Origin of the sequence: Lactobacillus sp. W8172, assembly GCF_016102055.1 — a bacterium.
GTDB lineage: Bacteria > Bacillota > Bacilli > Lactobacillales > Lactobacillaceae > Lactobacillus > Lactobacillus apis_A.
The window spans coordinates 1-14,885 of the sequence record NZ_JACFPG010000001.1 but is presented as its reverse complement, the minus strand read 5'-3'; the positions used below and the strand labels follow the sequence as shown (position 1 = coordinate 14,885).

The following is a 14,885-nucleotide window of genomic DNA, read 5'->3' as shown; positions in this document are numbered from 1 at the left end:
GAATAAGTCAAAAAAACGATATTGCTGCAATTAGCAATATCGTTTTTATATCTTAATGTGTAATTTTTCTAAAATTGGAATAATTTTATCCCCAAGTATTTTCTGCGCTAAATGCGATTTGATTGCAACCAGTGCGTAGAAGATACCACCAACAATTACAGCAACAAAAACAATTATTAATGCTGAAGCACGTTTAGCTGGACTTAAGAAGATCTCTAAGCCATGTTCCACTGCTAATACCAATAAGAACATGATTATCGAGAAAAATGTAATCCCGATAAAGCGACGACTTGTTCTACTCTTATTGAAGTTAAACTCCACCTCGAGATGCTTAAATGACATAAAGATAATTACTAGCATCCCTAAATTAGTAGCAATTAATGGCCCATACACTTTAAACAAGTAAACCATTGGATACTGAACTATCATCTTAATGACTAGGCCTAAAACTAAATATTTAATTGCTAGTCCATTTTCAGACAGTCCTTGTAAAATGGCCATTAATACCGTAAAAAGTCCCAAGGTAATCGAGGTAAAGGCCGACAAATATAAGATATTCGATCCTAATTGATCAAAACCATAAAAAACTGTATAAATTGGTGTTGCAATAGCTGCCATTCCAAAAGCGGCAGGAATCATCACAAACAAAAATAAGTCTAATGTATTACTTATTTGGTCAGAAATTCCTTTAAAGTCATGTTTTGCGTGTGCCGCAGACAATAATGGAATAGCTGTAACAGCCATTGCACTTGCCAATGACACAATAATCATAATCAACTTATTTGCATTAAGAGCAAAAAGTGCATACCAAGTTTCAATTGTGTTATAGCTTGCTTTAACTACACTTGCTATCATTGGATGGAAAGTGTATTGATCGACTAAGTAGAACAACTGAATCCCAGCATCGATAATGATAAATGGGATTGCTTGTTCAATTATCTCGCGAAAAAGTGAAGCAGTGGAAACCTGAATTTCATTATTTGAATTATCAACTAAATAATTCAATTCCTTACGTCTAGAAAACAAGAACCAAGCTAGCACTAAAATCCCAAAAGCTGCCCCAATTGCAGCAGCCAAGTTTGACTGAACAACCGCATCAACAAAATTACCATGTTGTACTTGCATAATGATGTATGCGGTGAGTAACATCCAGATTACTCGTGCCAATTGTTCAACAAACTGTGACATGGCTGAAGGCATCATATCAGAATAGCCTTGAAAATACCCTCGCATAATACTTAGTACAGGAATAATCAAAATGGCATACGATAAGCTACGCATTACAGCAACCTGCCGTGGATCACTACGAGATCCATTTGAGGCAAGTAGTGGTGAAGCAAAGTACATGATTGCAGCTGAGATTACGCCCAAAACAACCATCAAAACTAATCCTCTACGGAATAATTTTTGTCCTACCCCATACTCATTCAATGCATTATATTTTGCCACTTGTTTGGCCACTGCACCTGGAATGCCGGCAGTCGAAATCAAAATAAAGATACTGTAAATATTGTAACTTCGAGCCGTTAAAGCGTTGGCAATGTTGCCATACGGTGACATCCAAATAAACCATGGAATAATGTAGAGGGCGCCCAATAAACGTGAGGTAATCGAACCAAAAGTCATCCACGCACTGCCTTTAACAAAGGTATCTTGCGTATTTTGTTCTTTCAAATTATTTTCTCTCATTAATTTTCCCTAAATTTATTTTACTAACTATCCTATTTTGACTGAAAAAAGGCAATTAACAACAAATCTACTTTGCACTTTAGGAAAAATTAAGTTTATTTGGCAACAATATTGACAATTTTATTCGGAACAATAATAACTTTTTTGACTTCCTTACCGTCTAAAAATTTCTGTACATGCGGTAAAGCCAGAGCTTGTTTCTCTAAGTCGTCCTTGTCAGCATCTTTTGGCGCATCAAAGTTACCACGTAATTTTCCGTTGACTTGAACCATAATTTCAACTGTTGATTCAACCAGTTTACTTGGATCATAAGTTGGCCATTTAGCAAAAGTAATTGACTCATCATGACCATAAATTTGCCAAATCTCTTCCATCATGTGTGGTGCAATTGGTGCAATTAAGGTCATAAAGCCTTCTGCATATTCTCTTGGAATTGTTTTTGCCTTTTGTGCTGCATTAATGAAGACCATTAATTGAGAAATTGCAGTGTTAAAGTGTAAGGCATCAAAGTCCTCAGTTACCTTCTTGACCGTTTCGTTATAAACCTTGTCCAATGTACCGTCATTTTCTTCAACAACGTTTTCTTGAGGAATTGCCTTCAGATCTAAGTCATTTACAAAAAGACGCCAAATTCTATCTAAGAATTTCTTAGTTGATGCAGGACCGTTGTCATCCCAATCAATTGAAGCATCTAGAGGACCCATGAACATTTCATACATTCTCAGACTATCGGCACCATACTCCTCAATAACATCGTCAGGGTTAACAACATTGCCCTTTGATTTTGACATCTTGTCATGGTCTTTAAGAATTAAGCCTTGATTATATAGCCTTTGGAATGGTTCCTCATTCGGTACAACGCCTAAGTCGTATAGAACCATATTCCAAAATCTTGCATATAATAAGTGACGAACTGCATGTTCAGCACCACCGATGTACAAGTCTACTGGCATCCATTGCTTGAGCAATTCGTAGTCTGCAAGCTTATTGTCATTATGTGGATCAATGTAGCGTAAGAAGTACCACGATGAACCTGCCCAGTTAGGCATTGTGTTGGTCTCACGTTTTCCTTTACGACCATTTTTGTCTACCACATTAACCCAATCTTTAAGGTTAACCAGTGGACTTTCTGGGGTGCCTGATGGCTTAATGTCTGTAGCGTGAGGTAAAACTAGTGGCAATTCATCTTCAGGAACTAAAGTAGTTTCGCCATCTTCCCAATGAATAACTGGAATTGGTTCACCCCAGTAGCGTTGACGACTAAATTCCCAATCACGAAGTTTGTAATTAACCTTCTTCTTACCAGCGTTATGTTCTTCAAGCCAATCAACAATTTTCTTCTTGGCTTCTTCAATATTCAAGCCGTTCAAAAAGTCAGAATCAATATGTGGACCATCTTCTGTAAATGCTTCTTTACTGATGTCGCCACCCTTGATAACAGCCTTGATTGGCAAATCAAATTTTTGCGCAAACTCGTAATCACGCGTGTCGTGAGCCGGCACAGCCATAACAGCACCAGTTCCGTAACTACCAAGAACATAATCAGCAATCCAAATTGGAATTTTTTGATTATTAACTGGGTTAATTGCATAAGCTCCAGTAAAGACACCTGATTTAGTTTTATTTAAATCGGTTCTTTCCAAGTCTGACTTGGATTCAATTTGCTTAATGTATGCGTCAACTTCTTCTTTATGCCCGTCAGTCGTAATCTTTTGAACTAACTTGTTTTCAGGAGCCAATACGGCATAGGTAGCACCAAATAAAGTATCAGGACGAGTACTAAAGACATCAAAAGTTTCATCCGAATCCTTTATCTTAAAGGTAATCTGAGCACCTACTGAACGGCCAATCCAATTACGTTGCATTTCTTTAACGTTTTCTGGCCAGTCAAGATTATCAAGTCCAGCAAGCAGACGATCTGCGTATTTGGTAATTCTAAGCATCCATTGCTTCATGTTGCGACGGTAAATTGGGTAACCACCACGTTCTGTTTTACCATCAACAATGTCCTCATTGGCTACAACTGTACCTAAATCTGGTGACCAATTGACTGGAACTTCGGCTTCATAAGCAAGACCATTTTTATACATTTGCTCAAAAGTCCATTGAGTCCACTTGTAATACTTAGGATCACTGGTAGAAACTTCACGATCCCAATCATAAGAAAAACCCAATGTGTTAAGCTGCCGTTTAAAATTAGCAATATTTTCTTTGGTTACTACTGCAGGGTCTTGACCAGTTTGAAGTGCATATTGCTCAGTTGGCAGTCCAAATGCATCCCAGCCCATTGGGTGAAGAACATTGTAGCCCTCACTACGCTTCATCCGCGCCACAATATCAGTAGCAGTATAGCCTTCTGGGTGACCTACATGGAGTCCCTTACCAGATGGGAAAGGAAACATATCTAAAACGTAGTAATTTTTCTTTTTAGGATCATTACCCGTTTTAAATGTGTGGTTTTTTGCCCAATATTCTTGCCATTTTTTCTCTACAACTTTGTGATTGTACATAAATTTTACCTCATAAAAAAAGTCCTATGAAATTAATTTCATAGGACGAATAATCGCGGTACCACCTAAGTTTCATACATTTTTGCATGACACTCAAACGCTCCTTAACGCGGCTAGCCAACGAAAGATTTCATCTAGGCTCAGTTCACAATATATTTTTCGAGTCTTGCACCAACCGACTTTTCTCTATAGAAAAATAAAATCGCTACTATTTCCTAACCTTTATTTTTTGTTCAATAATGATTATAATTTACCACAAATGCTAAAAAAAACAAGGGGAGAAAGTCATTTGGATACGACAATTCATTCAAAAAGAGATACCATCATACCCGCGACGATTTTTTTAATGTTGTACGCGGTATGGGCAATATTAGTTTCAGCTGACAGTCAATTCATCCATCAGTTTGATACTGCTTTAATTGGGACAATTTGTAATAACAATCCTGCAATTATCAAATTTGCCACTACTTTTACTAATCTCGGTAATACGAGTGTTATCATGATTGAAACAATCATTTTGGTAGTGATTCTCGGAATTTTTAAAAAATATGCTTATGCATTTTTTACTGCTGGAACTATGATTGCGGCCAATGGATATAATTGGATCATTAAGCATGCAATTGCTAGACAGCGTCCTTCAGTGCATCATCTTGTTGATGCACATGGATATAGTTTTCCATCAGGTCACTCCGTTGGTAGTGCAACATTATTTGGCATTCTAATTGTCTTAACTATTTTACTAATTAAAAATAAAGCCGCTAAAACAGTCGTATGCATCGTTTGGCTGTGCTTCCCATTTCTAATTGGTTATACTAGAATTTTCAATCATGTTCATTATCCATCAGACGTAGTTGGTGGTTTCTTAGAAGGAATTGCCTTTTTATTAATTGGTTACTCCTTCTTATATCACTATTATTTGGAAACGCGAGTACAAGAAAAAATTTAGTTTAAAATCAAAAAGTTCAAACTTTTAATAGTTTGAGCTTTTAATAGTTTGAGCTTTTTTTGTAGGCAAAATTGGCTGGGCTGTTTTTAGACAAGAAATTAAGCAGAAAAATGCTTGTTTGATTGCTTTAAGCAAGCAAATTGACCACGCCGAAAAAGCAGGTTATTTCTAGCCTTTTTCTCTCTACCATCTAAAGAACGTTAATTAGTAATTTGTCTTTTATTCTATACCTCCTATCTGTAATTTTGTTGATATCATCTATTATGCTTTTAGAAACCAATTTTTCTACTATACAGAAAAGTTTATAAATAAAAAACCTGCTGATTAGTTATCAGCAGGTTTTTAGTCGATATTTATTTTAATCAACTATTTCTTGTTGCTTTTTATAAATACAGTTGAACACAATTGAAAGAATAATTGCTATCAAGGAAACCACATAAACGCCCTTTAACGCACTAAACAGTACTTGACGCAATTGTGGAATCAAGTTAGCCGCCAACTCTTTAGCTTTGATAGAAGAAACAATCTTGTTCATCATTGCCTGAGTTAGATTTGGATGCTTGGCAAGTTCACTTGCTACAATCGTATTGAAAGTAATACCGTAAATTGAAACCATCATAGTTTGTCCTAAATAGCGCATTAAGGTATTAAACGATGTTGCAACACCAACATGGTCTTGATCAACTAAAACTTGTGAGCGAACTTGCGCTGCGGTCATAATAGAACCAAAACCAAAGCCGTTCATAGCTGCAATAATGCAAAACAGCCAAAATGGTGCGTGCATTGGAACAATCAAAAGCATAGCGTCTGCTATCAACAATAGGGTTAACATTCCAAAGAATGTTTTACGGACACCCCATTTACTTAGCATTCCGCCGATTAAAAATGAACCAATTACCCACATAACTGAACTTGGCGTTACTGCAAATCCAGCAATGGTAGCTGTAGTGCCTTTAATTCCCTGCATCCAAGTCGGAATATAGAATTCAAAGCCGATAACAACACCTGATACAAACAAGGTAATCATATTGACAGCAAGGAACTCTCTACCCTTAAGCATCGTCAGCGGCATTATTGGGTCTTCTGCGCGTTTTTCCTCGCGGTAGAACATAATTGCACTAACAACAATTAAAGCTACTAAAGCTGCTAATATTAAGCCGCTGAGCGAACTCAATTCTTGCAAAGTAAACATTACTGTCAAGAGCAGGACGACCAGCCAAAATGTGCCTTTAACATCAAGTTTAGACTTTTGCTTATCTTTCGGTTCGCTTAAAAAGAACACGACTAATAAAAAAGCTATTAATCCTATTGGAACATTGATGTAGAAGACCCAATGCCAAGAAAGATTCTGAACAATAAACCCACCTAAAAGTGGTGCAATAACAGAAGCTACACCCCAAAAACCGGAGTTAAGCCCCAGCATTTTAGTTCTTTTTTCCAGAGTATACATATCGGCAATAATGGTCATTGCTACTGGCTGAACAGCTCCCGAACCAAGTCCCTGAATCACACGGAAAAGAATTAACTCAATCATATTGTGAGCTTGGCCACAAAGTGCCGAACCGATTACAAATAAGGCTATCCCGAATAAAAAGATAGGCTTCCGACCAATGCTGTCAGCTAATTTTCCATATAAAGGAGTTGAAACAGCCGTCATGAACAGAAAGATTGAAACAACCCAATTCATGATTTCTAATCCATTTAGATCCGAAACAATGGTTGGCATCGCTGTGGAAACGATTGTGCCTTCAATCGCTGTCATAAACGTTGTCATAAAAATCGCAAGTGTAACTACAGGTACATTTGTCTTTTTCACAATTACAACTCCTTCAAATTTTTAAAATTTATTTATTTTTATTAACAAAGTCAAGTAATTCTTGAACTTTATCGGTTCTCTCCCATGGTAAATCAACGTCAGTTCGACCAAAGTGACCATAGGCAGCCGTTTGCTCATATATTGGTCGTCTTAAATCAAGCATTTGGATGATACCCGCAGGACGAAGGTCAAAGATTTGTCGTACAGCACTTGTCAACAATTCATCACTTACCTTACCGGTATTTGCGGTATCAATCATTACTGAAACAGGATGTGCGACCCCAATCGCATATGCAAGTTGGACTTCACAGCGATCTGCTAAACCTGCTGCAACAATATTTTTAGCAACATAACGAGCAGCGTAGCTGGCACTACGGTCAACCTTTGTCGGATCCTTTCCTGAAAAGGCACCGCCTCCATGACGAGCATAACCACCATAAGTATCAACAATAATCTTGCGTCCAGTTAAACCTGAATCACCTTTTGGTCCACCTATTACAAAACGGCCAGATGGATTAATTAAAAATTTAGTGTCTTCATCAAGAAATTCTGCTGGAATTACTTTTTTAATTACTAGCTCAATCATCGCCTGGCGAATTTCTTCGTTGGCTACTTGATCATCTGTTTGAGTTGAAATTACGACTGTATCAACACGTTTAGGTTTTTGATTTTCATCATATTCAACTGTTACTTGTGCTTTAGCATCAGGTCTGAGCCACGTTAATTCGCCGTCTTTACGCAATTTTGCAACTTGGCGCATTAAGCGATGAGCTAAAGAAATTGGCAACGGCATGAGTTCTGGCGTTTCATTAACTGCAAAGCCAAACATCAAGCCTTGGTCTCCAGCCCCAATTTGATCAAAGTTGTCATCATCAGACTTGTTTTCACGCGTCTCAAGCGAGTGATCAACTCCCTGTGCAATATCAGGTGATTGCTCATCAATCCCTACTAAAACAGCACAGTTATTGCCATCAAAACCAAGTTCCGAACGGTCATAACCAATTCGTAGAACTGTTTTTCTAACAATGCTCTGAATATCAACATATGCACTAGTTGATATTTCACCAAAGACATAAACAATTCCCGTATTTACCACCGTCTCACAAGCTACGTGAGCTTGTGGATCCTTGGCAATAATTGCATCCAAAATTGCGTCTGATATTTGATCAGCCACTTTATCTGGGTGCCCTTCAGAAACAGATTCTGAAGTAAATAAACGTTTTTCCATATTAGTCCCCCTATAGACGTCAGCTATTCGGTTACAAGGCATCTCCAAATATTGGATCCTCTCAGGACTTGAACCGATAAATATAATTATATTCGTTCTTTTTTTTGTAAAAAAAAGACTACCGTGTATTCGGTAGTCATCGAACGATGGAGGATACAGGGCTCGAACCTGTGACCTCCTGCTTGTAAGGCAGATGCTCTCCCAGCTGAGCTAATCCTCCAAAGTGACCCGTACGGGATTTGAACCCATGTTACCGCCGTGAAAGGGCGATGTCTTAACCACTTGACCAACGGGTCAGGTTCTGAATCAAAGTACATTCAATAGTATACTAGATAAAAAATGATTTGCAAGTAAAAAAATCAAAAAAAGTAAATTTGTTTGAAAACTCCTGCTAAAGCCTATTAGAGCAACAACAAGAATAGCTTTTACTCAATACACACGTTAATTACAGCAATAGCAGCTACTTTGATCAACAACGTTTGTTATTCTACCAAAAAAGGATTAGTACTTCAAGATACTAATCCTCTTTATTTATTTCGTTGCGTTTTGCTGCTTTAGCAAAAATTGATCATACTTTTTAATGAATGGCCAATACACAATCATTGAAAGAATGATAATAACAAATTGCCATAAAGCGGTTCGCCATCCTCCAATTAAAAATCCTGAAATAATTGGTGGCGTTGTCCACGGAACCATCACGCCAGAAAACAGTGGCAAAATTCCCCATTGCATCAGTAAGTAACTAATGATTCCAACACAAGTTGGAAAAACCACAAATGGAACTAATAAGTATAAGTTCATTACAATCGGAACGCCGAAAATAACTGGCTCATTAATATTAAAAATGTTTGGGACTAACGACAGTTTTCCAAGTTCTTTTAAAGCGGAGGACTTTGAGAAAAATGTTATGTAGATGACAAGACCCATTACAATTCCTGCACCTGTCATACACAGATAATTGTCCCAAAACTGTTGGGTGAAAATGTGTCCACCATTAGCAACTGTTAGTTTTTTCCCTGCATCCAAAATTGATTGGTTATCAGACATGTTAGACTGCAAAATTGGTGTCAGAATAGCGCCACAAATTGCTCCACCGTGAACACCACACCACCATAGTAATGACATTACGATTGTCATAATTACTACTCCACCAAGAGAATCAGTGATTCCTTGAAGTGGCGTTTGAATTGCTGAGTAAATTATTTCTGCAAAACTAGTTTGAGCTACAAATTTAAAGATTGCACAGATTGCTCCAGCAACAACTAAAACTGCTGCAGTTGGAATTAGTGCCATAAAAGAATTTGCTACAGCTGGTGGAACACCAGCAGGTAGTTTGATTTGCCAATCTTTTTTAACACAGTAACTATAAATAAAACCACTTAGTAAACCAACGATAATCGCGCAGATCATCCCTTGACCCGCAGTCCAATTTTTTGAAATAACATTTGTAATAAGTTCTCCACCTTTAGGCTTAATTTCAGATGGCAATAGCATAATGAACGCACCGAGTGCAGCTAAACTACCTGAAAAAGGTGAATCAACTTTTTCATTTTTAATATAAGTATATGCAATACCTACTACGGCAAAAATTGCCATCAATGAAAATGAAGATTGGTATATTTGGTTAAAAACATCAGCCCAACCACTCTTAGTAATCGCATTTGCGACTGCTGGTATTGGTATGTTTGCTAAGAGCATGAACAGCGAGCCAACAATTAGAAATGGTAATACAAACATCATTCCATCTTTTAGTGCGCTAATAATCTTAGTATTGGTAAATTTCATAACCATTGGTACTAATTTATCGTTAATGAACTTTTTCATTTCTCTACCCTCACTTGATCTTTTAGACACTCACCATTAGTTTTTATAATATTTTTGTACCATTCAAATGATTGTTTACGGTAGACGCCTGCAGTACCTTGCTTTACTTCATCTAAATTGACATAAATAAAGCCGTAGCGTTTTTCTATCTCACCAGTTGAAGCACTGATAATATCGATTGCTGCCCATGGGGTATAGCCAATTACATCAACACCATCAAGTTCGATAGCTTTCAACATTTGAACAACATGGCTTTGAAGATAATTTATTCGATAATCATCATTAACAGAGCCATTTTCTAACTTGTCATAAGCACCAAAACCATTTTCGACGATAAACAATGGTTTCTGATATCGCTCATAAGCAACATTTAAAATATATCGCAGTCCGACCGGATCAATGGCCCAACCCCAGTCACTTTTAGAAACATAAGGATTAGGCTTTTCCAAAAAATCAGCCTGAGCATTATATTCTGCAATAGTCGACTTATAGTAACTAAAGCCTAGAAAATCGACAGTTCCTTTTTTTAAATTAGCCAAATCTTCTTGTGTGATGTCTAATTTAACATTTTTACGTTCCCACAGTTTTTTTGTATATGAAGGATAAGTACCCCTGATCTGAACATCACTAAAGAAGAAGCGCCTGTCCATTGCTTTAAGACTTGCAATTTGATCAAGTGGTTTACAACTTGCAGGATATAGGGGCCCTAAATGAAGCATACAGCCTATCTGAAGTTTTGAATCAATTTTCTTAGCTTCTTGAACGGCCAGAGAACTTGCTACAAACTGATAATGACTAATTTGATACATTGTCTGCTCTGGGTTCTCATCTTCCTTATATAAAACACCAGCACCAGTCCATGCATTGAATGGATTATCTGTATCAATCAAATTATTAATTTCATTGAAAGTCATCCAATATTTTACTTTTTCGTGATAGCGTTCAAAGCAAACCTTTGCATATCGTAAAAAGAAATCAATTACCCTACGATCACGCCATCCACCATAATGGTCAGCCAAATAATATGGCATTTCAAAATGCGATAGCGTAACAACAGGTTGAATGCCGTATTTCAAGCATTCATCAAAAACATTGTCGTAAAATGCTAATCCTTCTTCATTTGGCTTTTCCTCGTCACCATGTGGGAAAATTCTTGACCAAGCAATACTTAGTCTGAAACATTTAAATCCCATCTCTGCAAAAAGTTTTATTTCTTCTTTGTAATGATGATAAAAATCAATGCCAAAATGATTGGGATACTCTTCATTTGGTAAAACCCCTGCTGTTATTTTTCTAGGCGTATTTACATCACCTTTAGTCATAACATCAGTTACACTAATTCCTTTGCCTCCTGTATCCCAAGCTCCTTCATATTGGTTAGCGGCTACTGCACCGCCCCATAAAAAGTCTTTATTAATCAATTTTGTCTTTCCTTAATCTTCTCAACCTCATCTGAAGTCTCACTTACTTCAGAGTAATTATTGAGCATTTTCAATGACATCAACACGTCAAATAGGTATTGAATCGATGAAATATACACAATATTACTAAGTTCCAACGTGTTTTTAGTAGTCTTAATAACCATTGTTTCATCGCATAATCGACAAATTGAGCGCTTAACGGAATCGCACACAACAACAATTTTATAGTCCTCAGCCTTCAGTTTTTTAGCAATACCATACATATGCTCGTTATTCCCAGTATGGGTCAAAATAAAGGCTAAGGGTCTGACTTTTCTATTTCGATATACTTTCGCATGCATCAAATTCAAAGAATCATATGCTCCTGCTTCAACACCGACTTCTTGAAAATTTAAACAAAATAATTGAGCTAGCGGATAATTAAGTCCATCACCATAAATTTCAATTCTATCAGCAGTTTTAAGTAAACTAGCTACTCTATTAAGTAACTCTGTATTAAAAATGTTTTTGGTATATTTCAGAGAGTTTCGATGAACAGTTTCAATTCTATCTAAAACTTCTCTTGAAGCCTCACTGCCATTAAAGCCATTGCTCTTTAGATCATCATCTAATTCAATAATCGTGGGCAATTCAGTTGCTAATTTATATTTAAACTCAGTAAAACCGCTAACGCCTGCTTTTTGGCAAAGCCTAATTACTGTTGATGAACTCGAAAAGCTTGCTTTTGCAACCTCATGAACTGTCATTCCAAGTACTCTTTGTGGATTATTACTAATGAAATCTAGAACTTCACGTTCTTGGCCGGTCAATTTACTACTTTTAAGCATTTCGTCTAATATCATAATTTTCCTTTCGGCCGCTAAGATCAATTACTCAATCGACACCGCCATTATATCTTGTAATCGCTTTCCAATTCAATGATATCAATACTATTGGAGTAAAGTACCAAATTGGAACAAATTTGAGACGATTTTTGAAAATAAATTCCAAAAATTAAAATGTAAATTTTAAAAACAAAAAAAGAACGTCGTTAAAACGTTCTTTATTATAAATATGTATCATTTATGGAGGATACAGGGCTCGAACCTGTGACCTCCTGCTTGTAAGGCAGATGCTCTCCCAGCTGAGCTAATCCTCCGGTCACTCGACTACGTTTAAAACTTTACCATAATGCGCAAATCATGTCTAGGGTTTTTATTCTATATTTTTTTACAACTATTTCACTTTTAATCACTTCATTAAAAAATCAAGATAGTACTTTAAATGTTTGGTAGAAAAATAGGAAGAGAAGTTAATTTATTTTCAAAAATATGTCGACAAGCAAAATAAATAACGTATACGCCTCAGAATTCAACGTAAGGGCAATCAGCTAATACCAAAAAGCTTATTTATAACTAAGATAAATAAGAACAATTCTTCTAATTAATTTGAACATCTAATAATCAAATGCTATAATTCATAGTGAGTTGGCGTAGCATTACTTGTCAGCTTACATATATACTTTACTTTATACTTTATTACTTCATGTTATATATAAATCAACTAACTAAAAAGAACATTACGATATCATTTTAGTTAGTTATAAAAAGAGCTTTCACCACGCTTTAGTTGTTGGAAGCTCTTTTCTTGCCTCTATGAAAAATACCTTCCGCTTTGTTACCCTTAATAAACGAACAAACAATTATTAAAACCGTGTATCTGAGTAAATGCTGTAAAAAAAGAACTTTTTCGAATTACTTCAAAGTCGCTATAGTTTTTTCCCACTGAGTTACTGAGACAATCTAGGTTTCAACGGACACACGGCCATAGTTATATCTACTTTATTAAATAAAAGATATTAAAGATATATTAGTTGGTTGATTTATACCACAATAAAAACTCAAGTGACATCCTTGGTGGTCATCTTTAAGTTCGTAGTCGCTGTCAACCATTGAAATTCCAACACCGACTACACCTTGTACTCTTTCAGCAACAGTATCCTCTTAATAATTTAAAAGATTAAAGAAATCGTTGGTAACTTGGACCTGTATACTATCTTTACTGTACTTTATTTTTTATTACCATTTGAAGCACCCTTCAGTAGCATATTGATATTAGACTTAACTTCTTGAGAATCAATTTTACTATCATCTTTTTCATCAGTACTACTGGCGTCAGCGACTTCAACAACAGCAACTGAATGACTATTTTTTTATTGCAAACCATTACTACTATTACTTTGTTTAGTATTATTAAAAGAAGTTATGGCCATCGAGTATACAGAAAAGATCAATACACCTGCCCAGTATTGGCATCTTTTTTAATGTTCTTTTATGACTCTACCTTTGTAGTGTCTGTCGAATTCTTAGTTTGCGTTTCTACGCTCTTTTTTTAAAAAAAAGAGCTATTTAAATTAATAAAATTCCATTAAGCTATTAGCCCAAGGAGTTTTGATTAAATTTATCGTTTTCTTCTATCAGCAGTTTTAGTAAACCTGAAGAGAAACCATTTAATATGGTTATAATTCCTAATAAAACAAAAAAAGAAAGCACTTTAGAAATGATTCTTATACTCTAAGAGAATTTTTGGCTGTTGCTAAAGAACGCAACCTTCATTCTTATATATATACTTTATGCTACTTGCAACTACAAGGTTACGCAAATCAGAAGCTTTGGCATTGCTTTGGTCAGACATTAATTTTAAGAAAAAGCCTGTCGATGTAAATAAAACATCTGCCAACAGAGTTGGAAACAAAATTCTTGTTCAATCTCCAAAAGTGCTGACTCAAAACGGATTACTGTATTAACTGATCATATGGCTGCATTTTACTTGAATATCATAGAAAGAATGAAGTAATTTGTCCTATCATTTTCCATAAAGAATCAGGCAAATATTTAAATCTATCCAGACCTCAAGCATGGTTAAAGTCAATATATAAATATCTAACCACAATAAAAAAACATATTACTGTGCACAATTTTAGACATACATACGCTATTCTAAACAAGGGTGAAGATATGATAGATGTTCCAGCAGTGATGGGGCATGCAACTTTTTCGATGACTCAGCATTACACTCACTCAACTCAAGATGGACAAAACAGAGTGCGAGATTTCATGAACGAATTAGGTCTTTAATTTATTTTTTTCGAACTTTTTATACAAAAAAAGCCGCTAAACGTTAGTTTAACAGCTTTCTTAATTCGAAATACGGAGTGTGAGAGATTTGAACTCTCGATACAGGATTAACCCATATACATGATTTCCAATCATGCTCCTTAAGCCACTCGGACAACACTCCAAAATACTCCGGCTGTCAGACTCGAACTGACGACATCTTGATTAACAGTCAAGCGCTCTACCAACTGAGCTAAGCCGGAATATTAAAAAAGCACGGCAGCGTCCTACCCTCGCAGGCAGTCTCCCACCAACTACTCTCGGCGTGAAGAAGCTTAACTGCTGTGTTCGGCATG

Annotated in this window: 9 protein-coding genes, 5 tRNA genes and 1 riboswitch; of the genes, 2 read left to right on the top strand and 12 right to left on the bottom strand. The window is 36.2% G+C overall.

All coding sequences use genetic code 11. The features are described from left to right. Window positions 1-45 precede the first annotated feature (45 nt). Entirely contained in the window at window positions 46-1,689 is a 1,644-nt protein-coding gene (locus H3R21_RS00070; protein ID WP_198182277.1) for a polysaccharide biosynthesis protein, read from the bottom strand. A gap of 95 nt (window positions 1,690-1,784) precedes the next feature. Next, window positions 1,785-4,199 carry a leucine--tRNA ligase gene (leuS, locus tag H3R21_RS00065; protein ID WP_198182276.1) on the bottom strand — a complete coding sequence of 805 codons (2,415 nt, stop codon included), beginning with the start codon at window positions 4,197-4,199 and terminating at the stop codon, window positions 1,785-1,787. Window positions 4,200-4,458: 259 nt separating this feature from the next. Between leuS and H3R21_RS00060 the strand changes: the two genes are divergently transcribed. Beyond that, complete coding sequence (locus H3R21_RS00060; protein WP_198182275.1) at window positions 4,459-5,145, top strand: phosphatase PAP2 family protein; 687 nt, start codon at window positions 4,459-4,461, stop codon at window positions 5,143-5,145. A gap of 358 nt (window positions 5,146-5,503) precedes the next feature. Here H3R21_RS00060 and H3R21_RS00055 read toward each other — a convergent pair whose 3' ends face one another. The 8 genes from H3R21_RS00055 to H3R21_RS00020 all read right to left on the bottom strand — a co-directional run bounded on the left by H3R21_RS00055 (window position 5,504) and on the right by H3R21_RS00020 (window position 12,572). Beyond that, window positions 5,504-6,961, bottom strand: a complete 1,458-nt coding sequence (locus H3R21_RS00055) for an MDR family MFS transporter (RefSeq protein ID WP_198182274.1) — start codon at window positions 6,959-6,961, stop codon at window positions 5,504-5,506. Window positions 6,962-6,989: 28 nt separating this feature from the next. Continuing rightward, window positions 6,990-8,189 carry a methionine adenosyltransferase gene (gene metK, locus H3R21_RS00050; protein WP_198182273.1) on the bottom strand — a complete coding sequence of 400 codons (1,200 nt, stop codon included), beginning with the start codon at window positions 8,187-8,189 and terminating at the stop codon, window positions 6,990-6,992. After that, window positions 8,187-8,268, bottom strand: a riboswitch (SMK box riboswitch). (Overlaps the previous gene by 3 nt.) Window positions 8,269-8,336: 68 nt before the next feature. Then, window positions 8,337-8,409: transfer RNA gene (locus H3R21_RS00045), tRNA-Val, on the bottom strand. 4 nt (window positions 8,410-8,413) lie between these two features. After that, window positions 8,414-8,485, bottom strand: a tRNA-Glu gene (locus H3R21_RS00040). A 235-nt stretch (window positions 8,486-8,720) separates the two neighbouring features. Beyond that, entirely contained in the window at window positions 8,721-10,013 is a 1,293-nt protein-coding gene (locus H3R21_RS00035) for a PTS sugar transporter subunit IIC (RefSeq protein WP_198182272.1), read from the bottom strand. Beyond that, a complete protein-coding gene (locus H3R21_RS00030) occupies window positions 10,010-11,434 on the bottom strand; it encodes a 6-phospho-beta-glucosidase (protein WP_198182271.1) in 1,425 nt (474 codons plus the stop codon). The genes H3R21_RS00035 and H3R21_RS00030 overlap by 4 nt, the downstream gene beginning before the upstream one ends. Beyond that, window positions 11,431-12,276 (bottom strand): MurR/RpiR family transcriptional regulator, encoded by an 846-nt coding sequence (locus H3R21_RS00025; RefSeq protein ID WP_046307362.1) that lies wholly within the window; start codon window positions 12,274-12,276, stop codon window positions 11,431-11,433. The genes H3R21_RS00030 and H3R21_RS00025 overlap by 4 nt, the downstream gene beginning before the upstream one ends. A gap of 223 nt (window positions 12,277-12,499) precedes the next feature. Beyond that, window positions 12,500-12,572 (bottom strand) — tRNA-Val (locus H3R21_RS00020). A 1,663-nt stretch (window positions 12,573-14,235) separates the two neighbouring features. Here H3R21_RS00020 and H3R21_RS00015 point away from each other — a divergent pair. Beyond that, window positions 14,236-14,550 (top strand): tyrosine-type recombinase/integrase, encoded by a 315-nt coding sequence (locus H3R21_RS00015; protein ID WP_198183037.1) that lies wholly within the window; start codon window positions 14,236-14,238, stop codon window positions 14,548-14,550. Between the two features lie 73 nt (window positions 14,551-14,623). On the opposite strand, the gene H3R21_RS00010 is transcribed toward H3R21_RS00015, so the two are convergent. Both H3R21_RS00010 and H3R21_RS00005 read right to left on the bottom strand, forming a co-directional pair. Further along, window positions 14,624-14,713: transfer RNA gene (locus H3R21_RS00010), tRNA-Ser, on the bottom strand. Window positions 14,714-14,719: 6 nt separating this feature from the next. Beyond that, window positions 14,720-14,792, bottom strand: a tRNA-Asn gene (locus H3R21_RS00005). Between the last annotated feature and the right edge of the window lie 93 nt (window positions 14,793-14,885).

Coding starts and splice junctions, on each gene's coding strand:
- H3R21_RS00070 (WP_198182277.1), bottom strand. CDS start 1,689: ATGAGAGAAAATAATTTGAAAGAACAAAATACGCAAGATACCTTTGTT.
- leuS (WP_198182276.1), bottom strand. CDS start 4,199: ATGTACAATCACAAAGTTGTAGAGAAAAAATGGCAAGAATATTGGGCA.
- H3R21_RS00060 (WP_198182275.1), top strand. CDS start 4,459: ATGCTAAAAAAAACAAGGGGAGAAAGTCATTTGGATACGACAATTCAT.
- metK (WP_198182273.1), bottom strand. CDS start 8,189: ATGGAAAAACGTTTATTTACTTCAGAATCTGTTTCTGAAGGGCACCCA.
- H3R21_RS00035 (WP_198182272.1), bottom strand. CDS start 10,013: ATGAAAAAGTTCATTAACGATAAATTAGTACCAATGGTTATGAAATTT.
- H3R21_RS00025 (WP_046307362.1), bottom strand. CDS start 12,276: ATGATATTAGACGAAATGCTTAAAAGTAGTAAATTGACCGGCCAAGAA.